At 67.8% G+C, this 26525-nt stretch carries 25 protein-coding genes and 1 tRNA gene; 14 read left to right on the top strand and 12 right to left on the bottom strand.

The window, feature by feature from the left end; translation table 11 throughout:
• Positions 1–62 precede the first annotated feature (62 nt).
• Positions 63–743 (bottom strand): SAF domain-containing protein, encoded by a 681-nt coding sequence (locus AAFP30_RS17730; RefSeq protein ID WP_419231299.1) that lies wholly within the window; start codon positions 741–743, stop codon positions 63–65.
• A 247-nt stretch (positions 744–990) separates the two neighbouring features.
• Between AAFP30_RS17730 and nhaA the strand changes: the two genes are divergently transcribed.
• Both nhaA and AAFP30_RS17720 read left to right on the top strand, forming a co-directional pair.
• The gene (nhaA, locus tag AAFP30_RS17725; protein WP_419231298.1) at positions 991–2256 is read left to right on the top strand and encodes a Na+/H+ antiporter NhaA; all 1266 of its coding nucleotides are present in this window, start codon (positions 991–993) and stop codon (positions 2254–2256) included.
• A 92-nt stretch (positions 2257–2348) separates the two neighbouring features.
• Positions 2349–2678 carry an FmdB family zinc ribbon protein gene (locus AAFP30_RS17720; RefSeq protein ID WP_419231297.1) on the top strand — a complete coding sequence of 110 codons (330 nt, stop codon included), beginning with the start codon at positions 2349–2351 and terminating at the stop codon, positions 2676–2678.
• A gap of 13 nt (positions 2679–2691) precedes the next feature.
• On the opposite strand, the gene AAFP30_RS17715 is transcribed toward AAFP30_RS17720, so the two are convergent.
• Complete coding sequence (locus tag AAFP30_RS17715; RefSeq protein WP_419231296.1) at positions 2692–3273, bottom strand: 5-formyltetrahydrofolate cyclo-ligase; 582 nt, start codon at positions 3271–3273, stop codon at positions 2692–2694.
• Between the two features lie 107 nt (positions 3274–3380).
• Between AAFP30_RS17715 and AAFP30_RS17710 the strand changes: the two genes are divergently transcribed.
• The 5 genes from AAFP30_RS17710 to AAFP30_RS17690 all read left to right on the top strand — a co-directional run bounded on the left by AAFP30_RS17710 (position 3381) and on the right by AAFP30_RS17690 (position 8064).
• Positions 3381–4349 carry a UTP--glucose-1-phosphate uridylyltransferase gene (locus AAFP30_RS17710; protein WP_419231295.1) on the top strand — a complete coding sequence of 323 codons (969 nt, stop codon included), beginning with the start codon at positions 3381–3383 and terminating at the stop codon, positions 4347–4349.
• A 96-nt stretch (positions 4350–4445) separates the two neighbouring features.
• Positions 4446–5750, top strand: coding sequence for a gephyrin-like molybdotransferase Glp (gene glp, locus AAFP30_RS17705; protein WP_419231294.1), 1305 nt, complete (start codon positions 4446–4448; stop codon positions 5748–5750).
• A 39-nt stretch (positions 5751–5789) separates the two neighbouring features.
• Positions 5790–6446, top strand: a complete 657-nt coding sequence (locus tag AAFP30_RS17700) for a GNAT family N-acetyltransferase (protein ID WP_419231293.1) — start codon at positions 5790–5792, stop codon at positions 6444–6446.
• Positions 6447–6586: 140 nt separating this feature from the next.
• Entirely contained in the window at positions 6587–7918 is a 1332-nt protein-coding gene (gene glpR, locus AAFP30_RS17695; RefSeq protein WP_419231292.1) for a gephyrin-like molybdotransferase receptor GlpR, read from the top strand.
• A 73-nt stretch (positions 7919–7991) separates the two neighbouring features.
• Positions 7992–8064: transfer RNA gene (locus tag AAFP30_RS17690), tRNA-Ala, on the top strand.
• A gap of 59 nt (positions 8065–8123) precedes the next feature.
• Here AAFP30_RS17690 and AAFP30_RS17685 read toward each other — a convergent pair.
• Positions 8124–8948 carry a formate/nitrite transporter family protein gene (locus tag AAFP30_RS17685; RefSeq protein ID WP_419231291.1) on the bottom strand — a complete coding sequence of 275 codons (825 nt, stop codon included), beginning with the start codon at positions 8946–8948 and terminating at the stop codon, positions 8124–8126.
• Positions 8949–9146: 198 nt separating this feature from the next.
• Here AAFP30_RS17685 and AAFP30_RS17680 point away from each other — a divergent pair, with 198 nt between their 5' ends.
• Together AAFP30_RS17680 and ppsA are read left to right on the top strand one after the other, a co-directional pair.
• On the top strand, positions 9147–9998 hold the full coding sequence (locus tag AAFP30_RS17680; RefSeq protein ID WP_419231290.1) for a pyruvate, water dikinase regulatory protein: 852 nt from the start codon (positions 9147–9149) through the stop codon (positions 9996–9998).
• 12 nt (positions 9999–10010) lie between these two features.
• On the top strand, positions 10011–12392 hold the full coding sequence (ppsA, locus tag AAFP30_RS17675; protein WP_419231289.1) for a phosphoenolpyruvate synthase: 2382 nt from the start codon (positions 10011–10013) through the stop codon (positions 12390–12392).
• A 56-nt stretch (positions 12393–12448) separates the two neighbouring features.
• Here the strand turns inward: ppsA and AAFP30_RS17670 are convergent, their stop codons facing one another.
• From AAFP30_RS17670 to AAFP30_RS17660, 3 genes are all read right to left on the bottom strand, one after another.
• Positions 12449–12937, bottom strand: coding sequence for an FBP domain-containing protein (locus AAFP30_RS17670; RefSeq protein ID WP_419231288.1), 489 nt, complete (start codon positions 12935–12937; stop codon positions 12449–12451).
• A 230-nt stretch (positions 12938–13167) separates the two neighbouring features.
• On the bottom strand, positions 13168–14898 hold the full coding sequence (locus AAFP30_RS17665) for an alpha/beta hydrolase (protein WP_419231287.1): 1731 nt from the start codon (positions 14896–14898) through the stop codon (positions 13168–13170).
• A complete protein-coding gene (locus tag AAFP30_RS17660) occupies positions 14898–15215 on the bottom strand; it encodes a hypothetical protein (protein WP_419231286.1) in 318 nt (105 codons plus the stop codon). Before AAFP30_RS17660 ends, AAFP30_RS17665 begins: the two co-directional genes overlap by 1 nt.
• Positions 15216–15489: 274 nt before the next feature.
• Between AAFP30_RS17660 and AAFP30_RS17655 the strand changes: the two genes are divergently transcribed.
• Positions 15490–16839, top strand: a complete 1350-nt coding sequence (locus tag AAFP30_RS17655) for a DEAD/DEAH box helicase (RefSeq protein WP_419231285.1) — start codon at positions 15490–15492, stop codon at positions 16837–16839.
• A 34-nt stretch (positions 16840–16873) separates the two neighbouring features.
• Here AAFP30_RS17655 and AAFP30_RS17650 read toward each other — a convergent pair whose 3' ends face one another.
• Positions 16874–17194 (bottom strand): AzlD domain-containing protein, encoded by a 321-nt coding sequence (locus AAFP30_RS17650; protein ID WP_419231284.1) that lies wholly within the window; start codon positions 17192–17194, stop codon positions 16874–16876.
• Entirely contained in the window at positions 17191–17922 is a 732-nt protein-coding gene (locus AAFP30_RS17645) for an AzlC family ABC transporter permease (RefSeq protein WP_419231283.1), read from the bottom strand. The genes AAFP30_RS17650 and AAFP30_RS17645 overlap by 4 nt, the downstream gene beginning before the upstream one ends.
• Before the next feature lie 19 nt (positions 17923–17941).
• Here AAFP30_RS17645 and AAFP30_RS17640 point away from each other — a divergent pair, with 19 nt between their 5' ends.
• The gene (locus AAFP30_RS17640; protein WP_419231282.1) at positions 17942–18556 is read left to right on the top strand and encodes a helix-turn-helix domain-containing protein; all 615 of its coding nucleotides are present in this window, start codon (positions 17942–17944) and stop codon (positions 18554–18556) included.
• 21 nt (positions 18557–18577) lie between these two features.
• On the opposite strand, the gene AAFP30_RS17635 is transcribed toward AAFP30_RS17640, so the two are convergent.
• The 3 genes from AAFP30_RS17635 to AAFP30_RS17625 all read right to left on the bottom strand — a co-directional run bounded on the left by AAFP30_RS17635 (position 18578) and on the right by AAFP30_RS17625 (position 22062).
• Complete coding sequence (locus AAFP30_RS17635; protein ID WP_419231281.1) at positions 18578–19384, bottom strand: maleylpyruvate isomerase family mycothiol-dependent enzyme; 807 nt, start codon at positions 19382–19384, stop codon at positions 18578–18580.
• Positions 19385–19515: 131 nt separating this feature from the next.
• On the bottom strand, positions 19516–21054 hold the full coding sequence (locus AAFP30_RS17630; protein WP_419231280.1) for a 4Fe-4S binding protein: 1539 nt from the start codon (positions 21052–21054) through the stop codon (positions 19516–19518).
• A 6-nt stretch (positions 21055–21060) separates the two neighbouring features.
• On the bottom strand, positions 21061–22062 hold the full coding sequence (locus tag AAFP30_RS17625) for an AurF N-oxygenase family protein (protein ID WP_419231279.1): 1002 nt from the start codon (positions 22060–22062) through the stop codon (positions 21061–21063).
• Between the two features lie 108 nt (positions 22063–22170).
• Between AAFP30_RS17625 and AAFP30_RS17620 the strand changes: the two genes are divergently transcribed.
• Positions 22171–23979: a cation:proton antiporter gene (locus AAFP30_RS17620; RefSeq protein ID WP_419231278.1), complete on the top strand. Its 1809-nt coding sequence runs from the start codon at positions 22171–22173 to the stop codon at positions 23977–23979.
• A complete protein-coding gene (locus AAFP30_RS17615) occupies positions 23979–25106 on the top strand; it encodes an FHA domain-containing protein (RefSeq protein ID WP_419231277.1) in 1128 nt (375 codons plus the stop codon). The genes AAFP30_RS17620 and AAFP30_RS17615 overlap by 1 nt, the downstream gene beginning before the upstream one ends.
• 7 nt (positions 25107–25113) lie before the next feature.
• Here the strand turns inward: AAFP30_RS17615 and AAFP30_RS17610 are convergent, their stop codons facing one another.
• Positions 25114–25344, bottom strand: coding sequence for a hypothetical protein (locus AAFP30_RS17610; RefSeq protein ID WP_419231276.1), 231 nt, complete (start codon positions 25342–25344; stop codon positions 25114–25116).
• 292 nt (positions 25345–25636) lie between these two features.
• On the opposite strand from AAFP30_RS17610, the gene AAFP30_RS17605 reads away from it, so the two are divergent.
• Positions 25637–26497, top strand: a complete 861-nt coding sequence (locus AAFP30_RS17605) for a universal stress protein (RefSeq protein ID WP_419231275.1) — start codon at positions 25637–25639, stop codon at positions 26495–26497.
• Positions 26498–26525: the final 28 nt, after the last annotated feature.

Here is a 26525-nt window from a genome sequence, read left to right as displayed (position 1 = left end):
GATGCTTCTTGAGGATCGTAAACGACCATTGTCACGTTTCGCTTGATCCGCGCGAAACGAATTCAATGGAGAACGACGGCCAATGCGGTGTCGAGACCCGTCGCCGCGACCTTGTGCGCGGACTCTTCATCCATCGCGAGAAGGACAGGGCGCGCGTCGTTTCGGCCGGCGGTCAGGGAGCGTTGCTCCGCGCTCGTCACCCGGAGGGCGACCACAGCGTTGCGTGCGAGGACTGTCGAGTCGGCGTGCGGGGCGTCGTCGGAGGCGGCGATGACGTCGACCACGTCGCCCTCCTGCAGCAACGTCGCCACCGATTCGTCGGTCAGCCGCACCGGGACCAGTCGTGCGTCGTCGCGGCCGATGAGCGCGATCGGCAGGTGTGACGACAGGAGTCGGTTCTCGGTGAGAATCTCACCGGCGCCGACGCGACCCGCCGGGGTTCGTCCGACGGCGTCGGCGGTCAGTCGCAGCGCGCCCGCCGGAAGCACGCCGCCGGGGACCTCCCGCACCGCGAGATCTGTCGGTGCCAGGGTGTGGCCGGGCAGCAGATCATGCGCCGACACCACGACCGAACGCTCCTGCGCGCTGCGGTGTCCGGCGACGGTCACCGCGACCGCGGCGATGATCAGGAGCACCGACACGGTGCGCCGCACCAGTACCGACCGGGCCCACCCGGGGCGGAGCAGGTGGCGGACCCGATCGGTCACCCGGGGCGACAGACTGTCGCGAGACATCAACTGCATGAGCAGGACCGTAGTCGCGGTTCGACCTGCGGAGATGCCGCCGAAGACGATCTGTGGACAACTCCGGTCATCGGTTCGCGCTGTGGATGACGCGCGCCCCGCGCCCCGGATCAATTGGCGTCCGTCGGACAAGTCGGGGAGAATGAACACCCGGTGAGCCGGGAAGTCTGGTCGGCCCCGACCCTGTCCGGTCGGGAGAGGGTACGTGCATGCAGCGCTACCCGGCCGTCGACTACCAGGAGATCTGATGACCACACCGGTATCCCACCAACCATCCCCGCGTCAGCGATTCCGACGCTGGGTATCCCTCGATGTCACCAGCGGAGCGCTGCTGCTGATCGCCGCGATCGCCGCCGTCGTCTGGGCGAACTCGCCGTGGCGCGACGCCTACGACTCCCTGATCGCGTACGAGTTCGGTCCCGAGTCACTGCACCTACATCTGTCTGTCGCCGAATGGGCGGCCGACGGCTTGCTCGCCATCTTCTTCTTCATCGTCGGTGTCGAACTCAAGCAGGAGTTCGTCGCCGGGAGTCTGCACGACATCCGACTGGCCGGGGTCCCGATCGTCGCCGCGATCGGCGGCATGGTGGTGCCTGCGCTGTGTTATGTCGCCGTCGTCGCCGCGGGTGACCCGGAAGCGCTGCGCGGCTGGGCCATCCCCACCGCGACCGACATCGCGTTCGCCCTCGCGGTGCTGGCGATCTTCGGTCGCGGACTGCCGCTCGCCCTGCGCACCTTCCTCCTGACCCTCGCCGTCGTCGACGACCTGCTCGGCATCACCGTCATCGCGACCTTCTATACCGAGACCATCAACGTCGCGTTGCTGGTGGCGGCGCTGGTCGTGATCGCGGTGTTCGGGGTGCTCGTCCGGCGTCGGCGTCCGCGTCACCGATTCCTGATCCCCGTCGTGCTGCTCCCGCTGGCGGTCGTCGCCTGGGCGCTCATGCACGCCTCGGGCGTGCACGCCACCGTCGCAGGCGTGCTGCTCGGCTTCGCCGTGCCGGCCCTCGCGATGCACGGCGAAACCAGTTCCCGCACTCATCAATTCGAGGTCGCCATCCGACCGACGTCGTCGGCCGTCGCCCTGCCGATCTTCGCCTTCCTGTCCGCGGGGGTCACGGTGATCGGGGAGTCCGACATCCTGCAACCGGTGTCGATCGGCATCTTCCTCGGGCTGATCGTCGGCAAGATCGTGGGTGTGCTGGGGGCGACCGCCGTCATGGTCAGATTCACGCCGCTGCGGTTGCCCGATGCGATCGGGCTACGCGACCTGGTGCCGGTGGGCATGCTGACCGGCATCGGATTCACCGTCGCCCTGCTGATCGCCGAACTCTCCTTCGAACACGGATCGAGCAGCCACGACACGGCCGCCAAGGTCGCGATCCTCGTCGGCAGTGTGGTGGCCGCGTTGTCCGCGGGTGCGCTGCTGCGGTGGGATGCGCACAAGGCGCGCGAGGCCGATATGAACCGTGACGGCGTCCCCGATCGCGATATTGCGCTAATCGGCGACTGACCGGCGCGAATGCCGTTGCTTGGCACTCGGAATGTCGGAGTGCCAACTTCGGTTAGAATGACCAACGATCGACTACGTCTCGGAGGTTAGCGGTGCCCACTTACTCGTATGCGTGCACGGAGTGCGACAACAAGTTCGACATCGTCCAGTCCTTCTCTGACGATTCGCTCACCGAATGCCCGCAGTGCGCGGGCCGGTTGCGCAAGCTGTTCAACTCGGTCGGCATCGTCTTCAAGGGCAGCGGCTTCTACCGCACCGACTCCCGTTCCGGGTCGAGCTCGTCGGACAGCGCATCGACCAAGGACAGTTCCACCTCGTCGTCGGACAGCTCGTCGTCGAGCAGCAGTAGCTCGTCGGACTCCTCGTCGAGCTCGTCGACCAAGAGCGACAGCAAGCCCGCTCCGGCGGCTACCTCCGCCTGAGCATCAGGTCGGCTCAGCCCAGCTGCCGGAACCCGGCATCCGGGGTGAGCACCCATCCGACCCGCACATCGTGCGGATCGGCGGGTAACGCCGTCACGACCTCGTCGTCGTTCACCACCGCGACCAGTTCTGCGGACACACGCTGCAGGGTCCGGTCGTAGTAGCCGGCCCCGCGACCCAGCCGATTGCCCGTCTTGTCGACGGCGTAGGCGGGCACGAAGATCACCGACGCGGCCTCGACAGCATCGGCGCCAAGACGGTCCCCGATCGGTTCCAGCAAGCCGAAACGTGCGATGGCCAGCGAACTCGCGCCGTCGTAGCGCACCCAGTCAAGTGCCGCAGGCTCACCGTCGGGGACGACGGGGAGCAGCACCGTGACGCCACGGTCGAGGAGCGCGTCGAGCAGGGCTGCGGAGCCGGGCTCGGTGCGGATCGGCACGTAGGCCGCGACGGTCACGTCGTATTCGAGGCGGAACGGCGCGGAATAGATCCATTCGGCGAGGTTCGCCGCGATCTCCTCGCGCCGGAAGGGACTCAGCGATGCGCGTCGCTGTTCGAACTCGAGGCGTAGCTGCTGCTTCGTCGTCTCAGGCATTGCGGCCGCTCTCTGCGTTGACAGAAAAATGTGTTATCCGTCGCACCCGAAGAAATCCGACATCAACTCGGCAGACTCCCCGCAGGAATGGCCATTAGGGTGTCCTCATGACTTCCAGTGGCGTGAGCAAGCCTACCGACGTGTCAACCCAGAATGCGTCGTCGCCCAACACATCGTCGAGCACACCGCCCATTCCGCGGACCGCAGTGGTGCCGGCCGCCGGCCTCGGGACGCGGTTTCTGCCGGCGACGAAGACGGTCCCCAAGGAATTGCTGCCCGTTGTCGATACCCCGGGTATCGAACTCGTTGCCGAGGAGGCAAAGGCGGCCGGCGCCGAACGTCTCTTGATCGTCACCTCGCCCGGCAAGGACGGGGTGGTCGCGCACTTCGTCGAGGATCTCGTGCTGGAGAACACCCTGGCCAAGCGCGGCAAGGAGGCGATGCTCGCGAAGGTGCGCAAGGCGCCGTCGCTCCTCGAGGTCGCCTCGGTCGTGCAGGACAAGCCGCTCGGCCTCGGTCACGCCGTCGGCTGCGTGGAGAACTACCTCGACGCCGACGAGGACGCGATTGCCGTGCTGCTGCCCGACGACCTGGTCCTGCCCGGCGGTGTGCTCGAGGTGATGGCCCGCACCCGCGCGCGTCGTGGGGGTTCGGTGCTGTGCGCGATCGAGGTGCCCGGCGACCGGATCAGCGCCTACGGCGTGTTCGACGTCGAGGAACTCCCAGACGCCCACAACCCGAACGTGAAGCGGCTCAAGGGGATGGTCGAGAAGCCCGAGCCGAAGGATGCGCCGTCGAACCTGGCCGCGGCCGGCCGCTACATCCTGGACCGCAAGATCTTCGACGCGCTGCGTCGTATCACTCCGGGAGCCGGTGGCGAGTTGCAGCTGACCGACGCGATCGCGCTGCTGATCGAAGAGGGCGAACCGGTACACGTCGTCGTGCATCACGGCACGCGCCATGACCTGGGCAACCCCGGCGGCTACCTCAAGGCGGCCGTGGACTTCGCCCTCGACCGCGAAGACTACGGCCCGGACTTGCGGGAGTGGCTGGAGAAGCGACTCGCCGAGGGCTGAGCACCATCAAGGCCCGCGCGCCTGCCTCATCTGCGGTGGGCGGACCGCTAATCTCGTACCGAAGTGTGCCGGTAGACGAGATGGGCGAGGGGTGACATGCGTTCGGTCGAGGATCATCTGACGATCGTGACCGCCGCCGCGGTCGCGCCGCGTCCCGTGCGGGTCGCTATTTCCGAGGCGCAGGGTCTGATGTGCGCGGAAGAGGTCGTCACCGAACGACCGATGCCCGGCTTCGATCAGGCGGCGATCGACGGCTACGCCGTGCGGGCCGTCGACGTCGATCTCGCCGGCACCATCGCGCCCGAGGACATCGAGGAATTCGATTCGGGCGGAGCCGAACTCGTGGAGCTGGCGGCCAACGAGCCGATGATCGTGCAACTCCCGGTCGTCGGCACGGTACAGCCGGGGGAGCGCACACCCACTCGCCTGCAGCCGCGTCAGGCCGTGCGCGTGGAGACCGGTGCCCCGATGCCCACGCTGGCCGATGCAGTGGTCCCGTTGCGGTGGACCGACGGTGGCGAACAGCGGGTGAAGATCGGGCACGCCGTGGACAGCGGCGACTACGTGCGGCGCATCGGCGACGACGTGCAACCCGGCGACGTCGCCGTGCGTGCCGGGTCGATCATCGGCTCGGCCCAGGTCGGTCTGCTCGCCGCGGTCGGGCAGGCGCGGGTGATGGTGCATCCCCGGCCGCGACTCTCGGTCATCTCCGTCGGCAGCGAACTCGTCGACATCGACCGGTCGCCCGGACCCGGACAGATCTTCGACGTCAACAGCTACGCACTCGCGGCCGCGGCCCGCGACGCCGGCGCCGACGTCAACCGTGTCGGCATTGCCGAACGGGAGACCTCCCGCATGCGCGAAGTCGTTGAGGCGCAACTCATCCGGTCCGAGATCGTGGTGATCTGCGGGGCCGTGGGCGGGGCTGCGTCCCGAGCGGTCGCCGACGCGTTGAGTGATCTCGGCGAGTTGGAGATCGTGCGGGTGGCGATGCATCCGGGATCGGTGCAGGGCTTCGGGCGGCTCGGCCGGGACGAGGTCCCCACGTTCCTGCTGCCGTCCAACCCGGTCAGCGCGCTGGTCACCTTCGAGGTGATGGTGCGGCCGCTGATCCGCATCGCGCTCGGCAAACGTCAGCCGATGCGCCGGATCATCAAGGCACGCACCATCGGACCGATCGCCTCGGTGGCCGGTCGCAAGGGATTCCTGCGCGGCCAACTGATGCGTGATGAACGATCCGGCGAGTATTTGGTGCAGGTCATCGGCGCCTCGCCGACCGGCAGTTCCCACCTGCTCGCCGAGCTCGCCGAGGCGAACTGCCTGATCATCGTCGAGGCCGACGTCGAGGAACTCAAGACCGGTGACGAGGTCGAGGTCGCGTTCCTGGCGCAGCGCGGGTAACGGCGCGCGAATCATTGACCACGTCATAGAGTGTCAAGCGTGTTGAGGTGGTTGACGGGGACTCCGGCCAGTCCCGGATGGCCCGCGACGGTGGGTCCGTTGCGGACCCGGGCGGGTGCCGTCACCCTGCGGCCGGTGCGACTGCGAGACGCGAAGCCATGGAGCGAGTTGCGGATCCGCAACCAGAACTCGTTGCTGCCGTGGGAGCCGACCGGGGTCGGCAGCTGGTCCGAACGGCATCATCCGAGCGCATGGGCCCCACAGTTCTCGGTCCTGCGGTCGGAGGCGAAACGCGGTGCGGTGTTGCCGTTCGTCATCGAGGTCGACGGCGACTACGTCGGACAACTCACCGTGGGCAACATCCAGCGCGGCGCCGTGCGCACCGCGTGGATCGGATACTGGGTCGACGCGAATCGTTCAGGGCAGGGAATTGCCACCGCCGCAGCAGCATTGGGCGTCGACCACTGTTTCGGTCCGGTCGGCCTCCATCGGCTCGACGCGACAGTACAACCGTCCAACGGCGCGTCCCAGGCGGTGTTGGAGAAGATCGGGTTCCGCCGCGAAGGCCTCCTGCAGCGCTATATGGATGTCAACGCGAAGTGGCGTGATCACATCCTCTTCGCGCTGACCGCCGAAGAAGTCGTCGGCAGTGCCGCCGAGACACTCGTCCGGGCGGGACGCGCGTCCTTTCACTGACACCGGTCCGGCTGAGAGTCGACTGTGAATCGGCGTCAATGTGGTCGTTCCCCGGCGCGTCTGCGCAGGTTGGCACTCGCCCACCCCTAGATTGTGGGGTGGCGCCGTGTAACCAGAGTGAAAAGAGGGGAGAGTCGCAAATGCCGAACTCAGTTCTGTGGGTCTGCCTTGTGGCCGTATGGCTTTTCGTTCTGGTTCCGATGGTCCTCAAGGGTCGGCCCCAGATGCGCAAGACCACCGATGCGGTCAAGGCAACCCGCTTGCTGCATCGCGGCGGCACGCAGACCCGGACCGCACGCCGGCGCGCGTCGGGTGCCCACCCGCACGATCCGTCGTGGAAGTCCGAGCGCAGCAAGCGATCTACTCGCACTCGCACGGCGACCGCGGTTCTCGACGACGAAAAAGACACGACCGCACCAGATTCTGACGCCGACACCACCAAGGCGACCTCGAAGATGCGCCGCGCGACCGACGCCACAGTCGAGGCGCCGACCGTTGATGCCGACTCGCACACCGACGACAGTGTCGACGAAATCGATTCGGCAGACATCGAATCCGCCGACACCGACACCGACATCGACACCGATGAGGCCGCCGACGAGGACACGATCACCGTTGACGGCGAGTTCGTCGATCCGGAACCCGATGCGGAGTCTGACGACTCGGCCGATGTCGTCGACGCCGAGCTCGAGACCGAAGACGAGGCCGATGACGAGGCCGATCTCGACGAGGGCGACCTCGAGGACGAGGACGACGGTGAACTCGTCGATGAGGACGAGGAGTTCGAGGACGAGGACGAGTACGACGACGAGGTTGACGAGTACGAAGACAACCTCGAAGACGACCTCGAAGAAGACCTCGAAGAAGACCTCGAAGAAGACCTCGACGACGACTACGAGGACTTCGACGACGAGGACGAGGACGACTTCGAGGAAGAGCCCGCGGTAGCGCAGCACCGAGATGAGACCCCCGCCGCGCCCGCGCCGGCCGCTGCCGAGGAGCGCCCGGAGCCGCCACGCCGGCGTCGCACCGCCTATTCGCCCGACGCGAAGCGCGCGGAGATGAAGTACCGCGAACGGCAGCGGGTGCTGATCGGGTTGGTGGTCCTGGTGATTGCGGCCATCGCGTCCGGGATCTTCCTCGGCGCGACCGGCTGGATTCTCACCGCCGTGAGCGCGCTGATGCTGATCGGCTACCTCGCCTACCTACGCCGCGCCACCGCCACCGAGCAGCGCATTCGGGCCCAGCGCGCGGCCCGTGCCCGTCGCGCCCGTCACGACGAGGACGAGCGTCGCCGTCGGGCGGCCGCAGTGCCCGAGTTCGCCGCCGCGCCGCCGCCTCCGCGGTTGCGCCGTCCCGGTGGATCCACGGTCCTCGAGATCGACGACGAAGACCCGATCTTCGATCACCTGCCGCCGTACCAGCATCGTCGGATCGTGCGCGAAGACCAGCCGCACCGTCGTGCGGGCTGAGTGCGCGGCGGTTTGCGAAGTGCCCCACCCGGGCTGCTAGAGTTGCCTGCGGTTGATCAGTTGATGATCGCCCGGGGCTATGGCGCAGTTGGTAGCGCGACTCGTTCGCATCGAGTAGGTCGGGAGTTCGATTCTCCCTAGCTCCACACTTGAGACCCCTCTCAGCTGCGACGGAGCAGCGACGAGGGGTCTCGTCGTATATACGTCACCCGCCGCTGTAAGTGCCGTCCCTGCGCTCTTCCTCCACCAGTTCCTTCGTCCGCAGAAGCCGGAGCGATGTCACGAGCACCACTCCGCCGACGACGTTGAACAGCACCGCGTACCAGAACCACCGGAGCCAATCGACGTAGCTGACGTCAGCACCGGAGAACATGCCGCCGAAGATCAGCAGCGAGTCGAGAACCGAGTGGAACAGTTGCAGACCTGCGAGCAGAAACGCTGCACCGACGCACGCGATGATTCGTGCGACGGGCGAATCGGTGCCCTGCTGCATCCTGGTCAGCAGGGTCATCGTGCTCCCGCCGAGAATCGCCAGGCAGATGGATTGCAGACCGAGGGGGGCGTGGACAAAGTGCTCGGCCGATTCGGCCAATGTCGAGTTCCACTCGGGAAACGCACGAGTGATGATCCACATCATGACCGCGCCACCGACCAGATTGGCAGCGAGGGTGCCGATCCACAGTTTGGCCAGGTCACGAAGCCTGCCGTCGCGTGCCACGACCGCCGCGATCGGCATCAGGAAGTCTTCGGTGAACAACTCACTGTGTGCGAGGTAGATGGCGATGAGTCCGATGGAGAACGCCACGCCGGCGAGAAGGTGATTTCCCGTCTGGTGGAGCACGGCCAGCATCGCCATGATGCCAACCGACACCTCAATCCCGCCGAACAAGCCGGTGATGATCACGGCGCGTCCCGTGCGATGCAGGCGTTCGGCACCTTCGGTGACGACGGCCTCGAAGCTGCGTTCGAGTTCGTCTTCGACAGGTCCGTCGTTGGGGCCGATCCGCCGTCGCTGGGCGTCGTCACTCATCGTTGCCGGCAATTCCTCGCGGACGTCACAGGTCGATCGTAGAAGACGCCGAACCGACGGGTCGGAAGCGTGCGAAGGGCTACACACAACTGTTGACCGGTCCCGGCTGCTACCGGAAGATGTGACCACCTCGCCGCCCCACGGAACGCATGCGCAACGATAGGTGGGCGCATCGTCGAACGACAGGAGAATAGTCGGGTGAGTCAGACGCACGCCGGACACCCCGGTGACTCCACGGTTCCGGTGTTCTTCCTGTCCGACAGCACCGGAATCAGCGCCGAGACGATGGGCAACGCGCTGTTGCTGCAGTTCCCCGACCAACGGTTCGACCGGACGTTGATCCCGTTCATCACCACGGTCGAGGAGGCCCGCGAGGTGGTGCAGCGGCTCGATGCCGCCATGGATCGCGGCGTCACACCGCTGGCGTTCGCGACCGCGGTACTCGACGAGGTCCGGGCCGAGCTGCACAAGACTCGCGTCCCGCTGATCGACTTCTTCGACTCCCACATCGGTCAGATCGAAACCATCCTCGGCACCGCTGGGGCCCGGGCACCCGCGCGGCTGCACGGCGTCGGTGACGTCAAGCGCTACAACGCGCGGATGCAGGCCGTCGAGTACGCGATCGAGCACGACGACGGCCAGAGTGTCCGATCGCTGGACAAGGCCGACGCGATCCTGGTCGCACCGTCACGCTGCGGCAAGACCCCCACGACCATGTATCTGGCGCTGCAGCACGGACTGTTCGTCGCGAACTACCCACTCGTCGACGAAGATCTCGCGAGCGACGTATTGCCGCGCCCGATCCGGCATCTACGAGATCGCTGCTTCGGGATTCTGACCACTCCGGCCCGGCTCAGCGCGGTCCGGACCGAGCGTCGGCCGAACTCGACTTACGCGTCGTTGAAACAGTGCTCCTACGAACTGAAGCGCGCCGAGTCGCTGTACCGCGCCCACGACCTACCCATTATCGATTCGTCGGCGAAATCCGTCGAGGAGATGTCCACGCTGATCCTGCAGGTGCTCGCCCGCAGACCCATCGAAGGTGATTGAGGAGCCAGTTTCATGAACAGCAACGTCCGGTGGTTCGCCGACCTCGGCCTCGACGACATCGAGCAGGTGGGCGGCAAGAACGCGTCACTCGGCGAGATGGTGCGCAACCTGACCAATCTCGGGGTCCGGGTGCCCAACGGATTCGCCACGACCGCCGACGCCTACCGGCGGTTCCTGAGCACGCCCGACGGGTCCGGGTCCAGCCTGGCCGAGCGGATCAGCAAGCGTCTGGCCGACCTCGACATCGAGGACGTGCAGGCGCTGGCCGAAGCGGGTAAGGAGATCCGGACCGCGGTGCTCGAGCAGCGGTTCCCCGAAGATCTCGAGGCCGACATCCGGGCGGCGTACACCGAACTGTCCGGCGGCTCGGACGAGGCGTCGTTCGCGGTCCGGTCCAGTGCGACCGCCGAGGACCTGCCGGACGCGTCGTTCGCCGGGCAGCAGGAGACCTTCCTCAACGTGCGCGGCATCGACGCGATTCTGCAGGCGACCCACGAGGTGTTCGCGTCGCTCTACAACGACCGCGCCATCGCCTACCGGGTGCATCACAATTTCGACCACGATGCGGTGCTGCTGTCGGCCGGCGTGCAGCAGATGGTCCGCTCCGACATCGGCGCCTCGGGCGTCATGTTCACCATCGACACCGAATCGGGCTTCCCTGACGCGATCTTCGTGACGTCCTCCTACGGGCTGGGCGAAGCCGTCGTGCAGGGCGCGGTGAATCCCGACGAGTTCTACGTCTACAAGCCCGCGCTACGAGCCGGCCGTCCCGCGATCCTCAAGCGGGGGATCGGCTCCAAGGCGACCAAGATGGTCTACACCGACGACCGGTCGGTCGGTAAGACCATCGAGTTCGTCGACGTCGAGCCTGCCGATCGGCGACTGCTCAGCCTCACCGACGCGGAGGTCGAGTCGTTGGCCCGCCAGGCGCTGGTGATCGAGGAACACTACAAGCGGCCGATGGACATCGAGTGGGGCCGCGACGGCGTCGACGGTGAGCTCTACATCCTGCAGGCGCGTCCGGAGACCGTGCAGTCGCGTGCTGCGGTCACCGGTCAGCAGCGGTTCCGGCTCAACGAGACCGGCACCGTCCTGGCCGAGGGTCGGGCGATCGGCCACCGCATCGGCGCCGGCGCCGTACGCGTCCTCGAATCGGTGGAACAGATGCATGAGTTCCAGCCCGGTGAAGTGCTCGTCGCCGACATGACCGATCCCGACTGGGAACCGATCATGAAGCGCGCCAGCGCAATTGTCACCAACCGCGGCGGCCGTACCTGCCACGCCGCGATCATCGCCCGCGAACTCGGCATCCCCGCGGTGGTCGGCACCGGTGGCGCCACCCGCTCGCTGGACGCCGGCCGCGAGGTCACCGTCTCGTGTGCCGAGGGCGACGCCGGGTACGTCTACGACACCCTGCTCGACTTCGACGTCACCGAGTCCACGATCGAGGCGATGCCGGAGATCGGCACGAAGATCATGATGAACGTCGGCACCCCCGAGCAGGCGTTCGCGTTCTCCCGACTGCCCAACAGCGGCGTCGGTCTGGCGCGGCTGGAGTTCGTGATCAACCGCCAGATCGGGATTCACCCCAAGGCGCTGCTCGACTTCGACACCCTCGACGGCCCGCTCAAGGAGCAGATCGGTGAGGCGATCGCCGCCTACTCGAGCCCGCGGGAGTTCTTCGTCAAGCGGGTCGCCGAGGGAGTCGCGACGATCGGTGCCGCGTTCGCGCCCCATCCGGTGATCGTGCGGATGTCGGACTTCAAGTCCAACGAGTACGAGAAGCTGGTCGGCGGGAGTCTGTACGAGCCCGACGAGGAGAACCCGATGATCGGCTACCGCGGCGCGTCGCGGTACCTGTCGGAGGATTTCGCCGAGTGTTTCGCCATGGAGTGCGAGGCCCTGAAATACGTCCGCGACGAGATGGGTCTGACCAACGTCAAGATCATGATCCCGTTCGTCCGCACCGTCGCCGAGGCCGAAGGCGTCATCGCGTTGCTCGCCTCGCACGGGCTGACGCGCGGGGAGAACGGGCTCGAGGTGATCATGATGTGCGAGGTGCCGTCCAACGCCGTCATCGCCGACGCCTTCCTCGATCACTTCGACGGATTCTCCATCGGCTCCAACGACATGACGCAGCTGACACTCGGCCTCGATCGCGATTCCGCGCTCGTCGCAGCATCATTCGACGAGCGCGATCCCGCCGTCAAGTACATGCTCAGCGCGGCGATCGCCGCCTGCAAGGCGCGCGGCAAGTACGTGGGCATCTGCGGACAGGGTCCGAGTGACCATCCGGACCTGGCCGAATGGCTGATGGAGCAGGGGATCGAGTCGATGTCGCTGAACCCCGACACTGTCGTCGACACCTGGATGCAATTGGGCAAGCTCGGCTGACCCCCGTCGACCTTCGTGCGCCCGCGTTCCGCTGAACGCGGGCGCACGTCGTCAAGCTACCCCTGCAGGATTCGCCGGGCGAACCCCTGCGCGTGCAGGCGCAATGCGTCGATCCGTTGCTGCCGAATGGCTTCCGGGTCGTCACCGGCGAAGATCGCCGACGGCTTCACCCGCACATTGTGGGAGCATTCGAACTCGGCGCAGACCAGCGTGCCGACGGTGTCTCCCTTGCGTCCGGCCGCGCCGCCGAGTTTCGCGCTGTAGAACGCGACCTCGTTGGGCAGTTGCACGTCTTCGCAGAACGAGCACTGCGGCCGGGTCCGCGGCTGGCGCTCACCGCGGCGGAGCATGACGCCGACCAGCTTGTCGTCGACGGGTACGACCAGGTATCCGACGAGCGGGAGTTTGGGGTCGCGCCAGCCCAGGAAATCGACACGGTCCCAGTCGGTATCGGCGAAGTGTGTGGACAGGGTGATGGAATTGCGTTCGCGCAGAGTCGTATTCACGAATGACTTGCGGATCTGTGATTCGGTGAGGGCATGCATGAGTCAAGGTCCCTGAAGTGTGAGTGGTGAATGGAGTACGTTTCCACCGGCGCGGTCGCAACGATGCGATGCACGCGCCTGTGGGGCCGGGGAGTCAAGCGAGGCCGGCGGTCACGCCGACAACCTCCGCACACCCTGGGGCGATGAGACGAGATCCGAACACGTACCGCATCGTCGCGCATCTGCCGGGGTGCCGTCAATCCGGTTGTCGTCGCCGAATGCTGGTGCCCTCATGCCGACCAGGGCAGGCGGGGCAGGCGCAGGGGGATGTCCGGCAGCGGGCCGGGGAGGTCGATCGTGCCGTCGAGCAGGCCGCCGCCGACCGGTCCGATGACGGACCGCAGCAGGTCACCGGCAACGTGCAGTAGGGGATCGGTCGGCCGGTCCGGCGCGTGGTCGACGTAGCGGGTCGGCTCGTCCCCGGTGATCACCTTCACCATGTTCGTGAACGCCGTCGAGTCCGGGTCCCGCCAGTAATCGCTGTGTCCGGAGCCGCCTGCGACGAGGCGCCCATCGCCGTACTCCCCGGTGTCGAGCCGGATCACTCCTGGCGCGGTGTCCGGGTCGTGGCCGTGTGGATTGCCCGGCAGTGACTGCACGTACTGGATGGGATCGCCGGGTGCGGTGAGGGAATAACGTGCGACGTCGGGGTTCGGGTTGCGCCATGGGCCGTCGAACACCCCGGTGCCCGCCGACGACGCGTAGATCACGTTGTCGGCGCGCAGGCCGAGCTGTTCGGCCGAGCCGACGACCGATCCGCCGTAGGAGTGCCCGATCACGGTGGTCCGGACTCCCGTTGTGTGGGCGGCGAGTTCGGTGTCGAGTTCGCGGGCGAACGACACCAACCGCGGCGCCATTTCCCGGGCGAACCGCGGGTCGGCGGCGGAATCCCGCAGTGCCAGTGGTAGTCCGGCGGCGCCGACCAGCCCGAGGATGGCGGGCAGGCGTTCGTGGCCGAGTTGCTGCGGCAGGTCGCCGTCGAGGTAGACGAACACGGGACCGCCGGTGCGTCGCGCCAGTTCGGTTGCCGCAGCAGATTCGTCGGCGCTGGTGTTCATACCGGCGAAGGTGCCGGGGACGACGACGGTGGCGGTGCGGGTGTCGGCGCCGATCTCGCCGACCATCTCGATGAAGTGGCCGTTCGTCGAGTTGTCGAAGGCGAGGAATCGGCGGTGCCGCAGGAAGGCGCGCAACCGATCGGCGCGTGGTTGACCCGGTGCGCCGCGGCCGGCCTGCTGTTCGGCGATCAGCGCGGCGCGGATGTTGATCTCGTTCGCGGCGGCGCGGGTGGCGAAGTCGATGCCGTCGAGGTTGCCGATGATCTGCGGATTCGCTTGCGCCACATGCCGTCGGTCTGTCGGAGTGAGCAAGTTGACGTAGGCGCGGCGGGCGGCCGGCGTCAGGCCGACCAGGTGCGTCACCACCGCATCCGCGTCGGCGCGCCCACCGGCCGGGGTGATTACCTCGGGCTGGCCGTCCACCATCCCGGCCAGATCATCGCGCAACGCCTCCAGCCGGGCGCCGTAGTCGTCGTCGAGCGTCCCGGCCACCGCCAGACCACGCTGAATCGACGCGGTAAGCGATTGTGCGCGTTCCTGTTTCGACACGTCGCCGTGGTGGACGAGACCGCTGTCGGTGACCCTGAATCCGTCGGCGAGAGCGGCATCCACGGTGCGCAGCACCGCTTCTCGGGCATGGGTGAGGTCCACCCCGGCCTCCATCGCCTCATCGGCGATCTGCGCGAGAACGTTGCGGACCTCGTCGGCATGGTCGCGTTCCGACGCGAGTTTCGCGAGCACCGCGTCATGACAGGCGCCGCGCCACCGCGGGGCACGGTCGTCGGCCCGGACCGCCGCATCGAGCGCCCCGTCGAGCACGCCCGCCGCGGCCTGCGCCGTCTCCCCGGCGCTGCCGATCGGCCCGATCGGCAGCGCACGCAGATCCGAAATCGCCAGGTGCATCAGCGATCCGGGAGTTCGGCGAGCCGACGTGCCGCGGCGTGGTCCTCGGCGACCGACCGGGCAGAGAACACCGCCACCGCCGCCGCGATCGATGTCAGCCGGCCACCCACCGCAGCGGTGGCGGTGCGCGCGGGCGACGCGGTCGCCCGTAACGCCGCCACCACCCGACTCGCCGACACCGGCAGCGCTGCGAGGCCGGCGAAATCCAGACCATCGATCACTCGCGCCTGCTCCTGCCAGATCCGCACCAGCGCCGCCACCTCGTCCGGGCTGATCCCGAAGACGGTCGACGGCCGGGGAGTGCGGTGGGGAATCATGACAATAGGACGCGGCACACCCCGATCGGGTTCCGTCGCCGCTATGACCCGAGTCACCACGATTTGGCGGGTGGGCGGTGACCTACGTAGGCTGATCCACAGAGACGTGCCGCAAGGCGCCGTCCACGCGTCGTAGAACGCCTCATTCGACAGGCATCAGGCCTGCTCTTTGACTTTCATACGGCGAACGAACTCGCACATCTGCGTCTTCGCCACCCGACCACCGCGGTGCACCTGTGTGCCGCCGTGCGTCGCAAACAAGAAAGACTTATTCATGTCTGTGACCTTCGAGTCCCTCGGCGTGCCCGCCGCACTCGTCAAAGTGCTTGCCGCCGACGGCAAGACCGAACCCTTCCGGATCCAGGCGCAAACCCTGGCCGACACCCTGGCCGGCGACGATGTGATCGGCTCCGGCAAGACCGGTTCCGGTAAGACCCTCGCGTTCGCCATCCCGCTGGTCGCCGGTCTCGCCGAAATCGGCGTGACCCGCAAGCCGGGCGTGCCGACCGGGCTGATCCTCGCCCCGACCCGCGAGCTGGCCACCCAGATCGCCGCCGTCGTCACCCCGCTGGCCGGAGCAGTCGGCCTCACCGTCACCACGGTGTTCGGCGGTGTCAGCCAGCAGCGTCAGGAACAGGCGTTCCGTCGCGGCGTCGACATCGTCGTCGCCTGTCCCGGCCGTCTCGAGGACCTGATGCGCCAAGGCGTCGTCCGCCTCGACAACGTCGAGATCACCGTCCTCGACGAGGCCGATCACATGGCCGACCTCGGCTTCCTGCCCGGCGTGACCCGGATTCTGGCCGCCACCCCCGCCGATGGCCAGCGCATGCTGTTCACCGCCACCCTCGACAACGGGGTGGACAAGGTCGCCAAGCGGTTCCTGGATCGCCCGCACCTGCACAAGACCGAGGACACCGCACCGCCGGTGGAGATGACCCACCACGTGTTCGAGGTCGCGCCGTCGGACAAGAATGATCTCGTCCGCGAACTCGCCTCCGGTCAGGGACGACGAATCCTGTTCACCCGCACCAAGCACCAGGCCAAGAAGCTCGCACAGAAGCTCACCGAGGCCGGCATCCCGTCGGTCGACCTGCACGGCAATCTCAGCCAGGCGCAACGGGATCGGAACCTGAAGGCGTTCTCCGAGGACGTCCGCGTCCTGGTGGCGACCGACGTCGCGGCCCGCGGGGTGCACGTCGACGGCGTCGAACTCGTCGTCCACGTCGACCCGCCCGCCGAGCACAAGGCCTACCTGCACCGCTCGGGCCGCACCGCCCGCGCCGGAAGCGCCGGTGACGTCGTCACGGTGTGCCTGCCCGATCAGCGTCGCGACGTTGCCGGACTGCTGCGCAAGGCCGCCATCAAGGTCACTCCGGCTCGAGTGGATGCTCGGTCGACCCAGGTGGACGAATTGGTCGGGGACCGCGCCGCCTTCGTCGCACCTCAGCCCAAGGCCGCGCCGCGGCCGGCGACCCGGCAGAACGCGGGCTCGCGCTCGGGTGGCCGGTCCGGCGGTGGTCAGTCCGGACGTCGTCGTCCGGCTTCGTCCGGCGGTCGGGGCCGCTCCGGTGCCGGCCGTGGGCAGTCGTCGAGCCGTCGTCGCACCGGCGACGCCGCACGCTAGTCCACGCCTCGTCCTTTGGATCGGGCGGTCGGTGTCAGGCGACGCCGACCGCCCGCAATCCTGCGGCGACTCCCGCCGCGATGACCACCACGAGCACCAGCGGCGCCTTGCACAGCGCGGCGAGCACGCCGGCGGCGACGCCGGCCGGTCGCGCCCACCCGATCAGATCCGGACCGTCGAACAGGGCGCCGGTCAACGCCACTCCGACGAGCAGCACGATGGCTGCCCGGTCGAGCACCGCCGCGGTCCGCGGACTCACCTCGACGCGAGTCCGCAACATCGGTCCGGCCACCCGCAGCAGGTAGGTGCCGCCGGCCAGGACCGCGACACCGACCCATACGCCCCAGCCGGTCATCGCGCGGCCTCCACGAACTCTTCGGAGCCCATTGTGACTTCTGGTGCGGCCTGCGCACGTCGGCGCAGCACCACCTCGACAATGACCAGCCCGATCAGGCCCAGCAGGATCGGCAACCCCGCGGGCAGCACCGGCGACACGGCGACCGCGATCGCCCCGCCGAGCACTGCGGCCGCCAGCGTCGACCGCTGACGCAACGCCGGTAGCGCCAGCGCCGCCAACAGGGCGGGCAGAGCCGCATCGAGTCCCAGTGCGCTCGGATCGGGAACCAACCGCCCGATCACGACGCCGAGCTGCGACCCGAGCGGCCAGCTGATCAGCACGGCCGCCCCGGACAGGAAGAACGCTGCCCGCGCCCGACGCGGTTGGTGCTCGGCACCCGCGATGGCCGCGCTCTCGTCGTTGATCAGATGCGCACCGAGCACCATCGGCAGCCCGCGGCCGAGGTGCCGACCGACGGCGAGTCCGTAGCCGAAGTTCCGGGTATTGAGCAGCAGTCCGGCCAGCGCCGCGACGATCGGCAGGCCGCCGGCCACCAGAATCCCCACAAAGACGAACTCCGACGACCCGGCGAGCACCACAGTCGCGACCACCAGGATCTGCCACCAGGTGAAGCCCGCGGACTCCGCAGCGACCCCATACGACGCGCCGATGACCACAATCGATGCGGTCATGACAACGATGGTGCGTAACGTCGCACCGTCAAGTGTTCTCCACATCGAACGCATAGCCACTATGATGAACACTATGGATACTGTTCGTCAAGATGGACGATCGTCCGCTGCATCGAACGATGGCGACGCGGTGCGGCCGGCGACCAATCCCAAGGAGGTCGTCGCGGCGGCGCTGAAACGGGAGCGCACGCGCGCGGGGCTGTCCATCGGCGAGCTTGCACGACGTGCCGGAATCGGGAAATCGACTCTGTCCCAACTGGAATCGGGTGACGGAAACCCCAGCATCGAGACGCTGTGGGCGCTCTCGACGGCGCCCGGACCCCCGTCCGCGGCGTTCCCGGAGACCTCGACCCATCCGGTCGAGGTCGTCCGATTCGGTGAGGGCCCGGTGTTCTCGGCCGCGGCCGCCGACTACGTCGCGACGTTGCTCTCGACGGCGCGGCCCGGGTCGCGCAGCGACATCTACCTGATCCGTGCCGAACCCGGGAAACCGCGCGTATCGGCGCCGCACACGCGGGGCACGGTCGAACGGGTCATCATCACCGCCGGCCGCGCGCGGCTGGGACCGACCGAGGAGCCCGAAGAACTCGGGCCGGGGGACTTCATCTCCTATGCCGGCGACATCGAGCACGTCTTCGACGCCCTCGAACCCGGCACCGTGGCCGTGATGATCAGCGAGTCGAACTGAACCGGATCCGGACCGGGGGACTCAGGCGGGCAGGAATCGGTTCCCCAGTCCGGCGGCGAGCCACGGGTGGGCACCCCAGGCGACGGCCTTTCCGGTCAGGACCGCCCACGTGGGGGAGATGCGTCCGTACCCGGCGAGCAATGCGGTCACCGGGTCGATGCTGATGTGCACGTCCGGGTGCTGCGGTTCGGCGGGATCGACCTCGAGGTGCCCGTCGGTGAACTCGTAGACGAAGCGTTCCTCGGTGCCGCGTAGCCGGATGTCGTAGGTGGCGCAATGGTCGCGGCACGCCGTGTCGTCGACCCAACTCGGGAGCACGTGGTGCCGGCCCCGCGCGATCATGGGTGCCAGCGCCGGATCGATCGCCCACGTCCGGCCGACGGTGCGTGCCACGTCGTGGCCATGGACGACGAACTCGCCGATCAGGATGCCGAGCGCGGCGTCGGCGCGGATGCGGCGGTCACCGTCGAAGTTCATCGTCGGGACCTGCGCACCGAAGTGGCCGACGGTGTCGAGTAGTTGTTCGAGACTGTCGAGCAGTCGGTCGCCCAGCTCGCGGATGTCCCGGGTGGTCAGGTTGGCGATCTGCTTGGCGTTGAAGTCCGGCAGGTCGTCGGCGCGACACGACCACGCCCCGCCGCCGGTGGCGAGTTCGAGGTAGCGGGACGGGGTGGCGGCCACGTGCCCGAAGAGATCGGTGACCGTCCACGATGGTGTGCTCGTCAGCCGCAGGTCGGGATCGGTGACGCCGGCCACCAGCTCGACGAACTGCGCACCGGTCTCCCGGGCGGCATCGATGTAATCGAACCGCGAGTACGTCGTCCTCACCGCAACCGCTCCCGTCACCTGACTTAGTGGTGACTGAGGATAACCCCGGATACCGTGTCGGCGGCGAGCTTCGTAACCCAACTGTTTCCTACATTTCACAGTGAAACACGTTGGCAATCAGGAACTTTGCGTTAGTGACGGGAGCGGCCGAGTGGGACGAGCGACCCACGTCGACGATGCCGGTGCGCGGTGCGTTGACCCGCTTCCAGGTCCGCGAGCAACGACGCCACCGTCTCGGCAGAGTCGGTCTTGTTGGTGCCGATGAAGCCGGACGGCCCCCGCTTGATCCACCCGGTCACATACATCCCGGCCACCGGGGTGCCGTCGCGCAGTACCCGGCCCGCGTCGTGCGGGATCACCCCGCGTGCGGCGTCGTAGGGCAGTCCGTCGACGGCGAGTCCGCGATAACCGATCGAGGTGAGTACGAGTCCGGTGTCGATCGTCTCGGTCTCGTCGGTCGGCTCGATCGATCCGTCCGGACGCAGCCGGTTGCGGTCGAAGGTCACCGCGGCGGCGCGACCGGTGGCCTCGAGCACCACCGACCGCGGTGACCGGCCGAAGGCCAGTCGGATGCGCGGCCCGTCGTACGGGGTGCGGCTCGCGAGCTCGGCGAGCACATCGAGTTTGGCCGCCGTGGTGGGGTCCTCGGCATGAGCGCCCGCGAGATCGACGGGGTCCACGACGACGTTCGCGCCGCCGTCGACCAGGCCGATCAACTCGGGCAGGGTGAAGGCGGCCGCGGTGGGTCCACGCCGGCCGACGACCACCACCTCCCGGACCGCAGAGGTCCGCAGTGCTGTCAACGCGTGTCGCGAAATCGTGGTTGCGGCAAGCTTTTCCGGATCGGCGGTGAGAATGCGTGCGACGTCGAGCGCCACGTTGCCGTTGCCGACGATCACCGCGCGGGAGGTCGAGAGATCCACCGTCAGGTGGTCGTAGTCGGGGTGGTCGTTGTACCAGCCGACCAGTGACGTCGCGCTGAGCACGCCTGGTGCGCTGGCGTTGTCGATGTCAAGTCGGCGGTCCGACGCGGCGCCGCCCGCCCAGATCACCGCCCGATGCCGGGTGCGCAGGTCGTCGAGGGTGATGTCGCGGCCCACGGTGGTGCCGAGTCGGATATCGCAGCGGGAGTGCCGTGCGATGTCGTCGAACAGACGCATCACGGTGCGGGTGGCGGTGTGATCGGGGGCGACACCGTAGCGGGCGAGGCCGAACGGTCGCCGCAGCCGCTCGTAGATCGTGACCGAGATCTGCGGGTGCCGCAGCAATTCGTCGGCGGCGTACATCGCCGACGGCCCGGACCCGACGATGCCGATCGAGATCGGCTCGTCGACGTCGATCCCGCGTGGCTTGTCGATCGGCGCGAGCGGGAGGCGCCGCGCCGGGTCGACCGGAAAGCGTGCTGCCGCAGCCGAATCGGGAGTGAACTGCAGTGCGTTGACCTCGGCGAAGCGCTTCTGCTCGTCGGTGAGTCGGTGGCCGGGGACGATCGCACCGACGGGGCAGGCGCTGACGCAGGCACCGCAGTCGACGCAGGTCGCCGGGTCGATGTAGAGCATTTCCGAGGTGCCGAAATCGGGTTCCTCGGGAGTTGGGTGGATGCAATTGACGGGGCATGCATAGACGCACGAGGCGTCCCCGCAGCACGCCTGGGTGACGACGTGGGGCATGGCGGATCAGGCGGCGGTGTAGGTGGGCTCGCTGCGGTAGCGCGAGGGGCGACCACCGATGCCGAGCGCGCGCCACAGTAGACGCGACACCGGATTCATCAGGCCGCACTGTTCGCCGAGCATCCGCACATCACCGAAGACGTTGCGCAGGAAGCGCTTCGATTCCGGGGACCGCCAGAAGATGTCGCGCATGACGGCGTCCGGTACGTCGAATCGGTGGCGGAAGGTGCGCGGCGGCACCACGATCGCACCACACAGGATGCGCATGGTCAGCGGCAGCATCAGCGACAACAGGAAGCGCTGAATGCGGCCCTTCTGCGGAATCGTCTCGCGCAGCAGGTGATGCGCGAACGAGATGTGCCGGGCCTCCTCGGCGACGTGCAATTGCATCACTGCGGCCATCGTCGGGTGCAGCGTCGAACGGGTGCGCAGGAAGTCCTTCTGGATGTGATCGATCGGCTCCTCGCCACCGAGCACACCGAAGAAGAAGATCGTCGGGAACACCGTCGACACCAGCGGCACGAACGGCGAGATCAGGCGGTGACCGATCTTGGCGCCGGGTACGTCCATCCCGGTGCGGTTCACGAACTCCTGGAACATCAGGGTGTGATTGCACTCCTCCTTGGATTCGTGCGTGGTGTACCGGAACTCCTTGGCGCCGTTGGGCAGCTTGAAGCTGTACTGCATCAGCCCGCGGATGAGGATGGACTCGAACTGCAGTCCGACCTTGGCCACGTTGGCCTGGCGCCACATGCCGATCTCGATCTGCTTGCTCTGCGGCTGCGCCTGATACCAGGGGTGCCGGCCGACGGGATCGACCTCCTTGGACAGAATCCACCGCGGATCGTCGGGCACGATGGCCATCTCCGGCGCATCCCAGTCGATGTCGGTGTACGGGTCGAAGTTGCGGTGCACCGATGCGGCGGAGAGGTCGTCGAGGACCTGGGTGTAGTCGTCGGCGGCCCCGGGGTCGGTCTCGGGGACGTAGGTCTGGCCGATGGTCTGCATGGGACGAACCTAAAACGGCGGCCATAACTTGTCAACAGTCAATGTCACAATCGATGATGGCACTGCGTGCTGCGAACCGTTCGGGCCGGGTGCGACAGGATGGGTGCCATGTTCGAACTCCTGATGGTGATCCTCGCCGTCCTCGGGATCGCGGCCGCCAACGTCATCGGTCCACGAATACGAGTGGCCCCACCGTTGTTGCTGGTCATCGCCGGTGTGCTGATCGGGGTCCTGCCGATCGTGCCGTCCATCGAGATCGACCCGGAGTGGATCCTGGTCGGCGTGCTGCCGCCGCTGCTCTATTCGGCTGCGGTCTCGATGCCCACCATGGATTTCCGTCGGGATTTCACCGCGATCAGCGCGTCAGCGGTGCTGCTGGTCATCATCAGCACCGTCGCGATGGGGTTCTTCTTCGCCTGGGTGCTGCCCGACATCAGTCTCGCGACCGGCATCGCGCTCGGTGCGATCGTGTCCCCGACCGACGCGGTCGCGACCTCGATCGCCCGACGTGTGGGGGTTCCCGGGCGCCTGGTGGCGATGCTCGAGGGCGAGAGCATGCTCAACGACGCCACCGCACTGGTCCTGCTGCGGTCTGCGATCGCCGCGATCGGCGCCGGTTTCTCGTTCGGGCACGTCGCGCTCAACCTGGTCTGGGCGGTGGTCGCCGCGGTCGCCGTCGGCGCGGTGGTCGGCACGGTGAACCTCTGGGTGCGGGCGCGCGTGCCCGACGCCACGGTGAACACCGCGATCTCGTTCACCGTGCCCTACCTCGCATATCTGCCGGCCGAGGAACTCGGTGCATCCGGACTCGTCGCCGCCGTCACCGCCGGACTCATCACCGGCGCCGGCGCCGCCCGCTACCTGACCCCTGCGCACCGGATCTCCGACAGCCAGAACTGGCACACCGTCGAGCTGCTGGCCGAGGGCGGCATCTTCCTGCTCATGGGCCTCGAACTCTTCGGTCTGATCAGCGACGTGCACGAGGAGCACGGCGGGGTACCGACGGCGGTGTGGATCGGCGTCGTCGCCCTCGCGCTGACCGTGGTGGTGCGCGCGCTGTATGTCGCGCCGCTGGTCTGGTACCTGAACCGACGGGCGCGCCGTGGCACCGCCATGCGGCCCTACCTCGAGCACATGGACGCCCGGATCTCGGCGAAACAGCGCAAGATCGCCCGGGCGCCGCAGCGGCCCGACGCCGACGCACCGGATGGGGCTACGCCGCGTCGACTGCGCTTTCGTCTGCGGCTCGGGCGGCGTCGGCGCGCGCCCTCGGACCAGCTGTCGACGGCCGCCTTCGCCGCCAATCCCGAAGCGGTGCAGCACTATCGCAACCGCATCACCCGTGCGCTCGCCGACATCGACTATTACGCCGCCACTCCGATGGGCCCGAAAGAGGGAACGATCATCGTGTGGGCCGGCCTGCGCGGTGTGCTGACCCTGGCCGCCGCGCAGACCCTGCCCGCCGACACCCCGTCGCGGGCATTGCTGGTGCTGATCGCGTTCGTGGTCGCCGCCACGTCGCTGATGCTGCAGGGCGGCACGCTGAGCACGCTGATCCGGGCGCTGCGCCTCCCCGAGACCGCGGATCTGGTCACCGAGCAGAGTCACCTGCGTGCCGAACTGTCGCGCACCGCGCAGCAGGTGATGACCGACTCCGATCTCGCGGATCGGTATCCCTGGGTCAAGGCGCGACTCGAACGGCAGGAGCGCGACGATCAGTCCGACGACGACACGATGGATCGGAACCTGGCGTATCGCGCCGCCTACGAGAAGGTCCGTCGCGACGTCATCGACGCGCAGCGGGCCACACTGTTGGAGATGCGCTCCACCGGCACCTACAACTCGTCGCTGCTGACGCACGAACTGCGGCAACTCGACGCCGAGGAGATCAGTCTCGACCTCCGGAGTGAGAGTTGATGGACTCCGCCGCCGAGACGCCCGCCACACCCGGTCTCCCGAGTCCGCGGGTCACGCTGGTTCCCGGTGCCGGAATGGTGGTCCGCGCATCGGATTTCGTGTGCGTCGCGGCCGGCGATGCGCTCGATGCCACCGGTGACGTGCCGCGGGTGGTGGCCGAGAAGATCGCCACCGGCGACGGCTCGGTCGACATCGCCTTCGTGGCCGTCGACGCCACCGGACTCTCGGTTCATCTGCGCGGCGCGGTGTTCGCCGAGGTCGACGGGCGCCGCCTGGTCCCGCCGCGGGGACGGGCGATCGATCGCATGATCGGCTGGCCGATCGAAGGGCTCGGGCTCTACCTCGACGGGGTGGTGCCCGACGAGCCCGGTGAGGAGCGTTTCGATCTCATCGCGGGTGCGGTGCCGGCGGCCGGCGCGTTGCTGCACACCCCGGCGGGTATGGCCGGCACCGGCGCCTACGACGATCTCGAGCCTGCCCGGCCCGACGATTCGGAAGTGACGCTGGAGTTTCCGGCGCTCGATCCGGACGGTGCCGTCGACGACCCGGTGACGGCGCCGGAGGTCAACTCGCCCAACACTCTTCGTACCGAGGTGCTCGCGCAGGCGGTCGAGGTGTCGCAGTCGGTGGCATCGGCTGCGGCTACGAGCTCATTGGTCCGTGGAATACGTTGTGCGCGTGGTCATCTCAATGACCCACGGGCCTGGGCGTGCGCGGTGTGCGGGTTGCGGATGGACGAGGTCACGGCCCGCCTGGTCGTCGGCGAACGGCCTCCGCTGGGATGGCTGTTGCTGGACAACGGAACCACGGTCCTGCTCGACGAGGATCTGGTCATCGGCCGCGAACCCGAGTCCGGCGACGGTCGACGCCGCGGCGGACCCCGACCGATCAGCGTCGTCGACGAGACCGGTGAGATGTCGCGCCGGCATGTCGCGATCAAGCTGATCGAATGGTCGGTGCAGCTCATTGATCTCGGCTCGGCGAACGGCACTTTCGTGTCCGCGCCGCGCGCGGGCGGACGCGAGTTCCGGGTACCGGCTCATCGACCGCAACTCCTGCTGCCCGGCTCGCGGGTGCGGATCGGTGGTCGGCACTTTGTCTTCGAGTCTCCGCACGCGCGCGGCTGATCGGCCGTCACTCGGACGTGAGCAGCGCCGGAGCGCTGCCCATCAGGAAGAAGATGAACATGGCCAGCAGGAACCACGATGCACCCTGCCACACCTGCCATCGACCGCCGGACCGCCAGCTCGCATAGGTCCGCCACAGTGCGGCCAGCGCGCCGATCAGCACGATGACCGGTGACGCCACGATGAGCGCGGTGCGTAGTCCGTCGTTCGAGGCCCCGGCCACGAAGGCCGCTGCCAATGCGAAACCGATTGTGAGAGCACCGTGTACGACGGCGCGTCGCACCTCGTCACCCGTCGACGGGGACGCCCTGGAGCTGCTGTCATGTGCATGTTGTTCCATAGTCATTCACCTCACCTCCACGGTACCGACGATGGCCGGCCGGTGACGATCCGGTGGCCGCCAGGTGAATCAGGTGAGTGGCGAAAAAGACTGTGCGGGGGACTTTTTCCCCATTGCCGGGGCATGCTGCAACATGGACCATGGACAATGAGGGAGCAAGTGTGGAACGAGTGAGGAGAAGAGACCGGTCATGAGCGCGATTCTCGTCGGAGTGGATGGTTCGGATGCGTCGAATGCGGCTGTGCAGTGGGCTGCCAAGGCCGCCGCGGCAGAGCATGTCGACCTCAAGTTGGTCGGGGTCTACGACGTCAGCACGAGCAACTACGCTCCCGGATTGATCATCCCGCAGGATGTCGTCGACGCGATCAAGCAGGACGCGGCCGACGCGGCCCATGCGGCCGCGGCGCTGGCCAAGGACACCGCGCCGGACGTGACGGTGCAGACCGCCCTCGTCGAGGGCGACGCAGCGCGTGCGCTGCTCGAGCTCGGCAAGGACGCCGGCACCATCGTTCTCGGCACCCGCGGACTCGGCTCGATCAAGGGCCTGTTCCTCGGCTCGGTGAGCACCACCGTCGCCGCGCACTTCCACGGTCGGGTCGTCGTGGTGGCGGGGCCGGGCGGAGACGGGCCGGTCGTGGTCGGGATCGACGACTCGCCGGTCAGCGATGCCGCCGTCGCCGAGGCCTTCCGGCAGGCGTCCGTCCGCAACACGACGCTCCTCGCGGTCCACACCTGGACCCCGCTCGACGTCGACGCCCTGCACGGATACGGCATCGAACCCGCCGAGGTCGAGCGGATGTCGCAGGAGGCCGTCGAGGCGCTCGGCGAACGACTCGCCGGCTACTCGTCGGACTACCCCGACGTCACCGTCGAGCACAAGGTGATCCCGGAGGAGCCCGCCAAGGCGGTCCTCGACGCCGCCGACGACAGCGCGCAGCTGATCGTCGTCGGCAGCCGTGGACGTGGCGGATTCAAGGGCCTGATGCTCGGCTCGACCAGCCAGAAGATCCTGCATCAGGCGCAGTGCCCGGTAATGGTCGTGCGCGGCTGACCCCGCTCTCGACCCAGGTCGCCGGTTA

The sequence above is a fragment of the Gordonia sp. CPCC 205515 genome, from assembly GCF_048537925.1.
Lineage (GTDB): Bacteria > Actinomycetota > Actinomycetes > Mycobacteriales > Mycobacteriaceae > Gordonia.
This window is presented reverse-complemented; position numbering and strand designations above follow the sequence as displayed.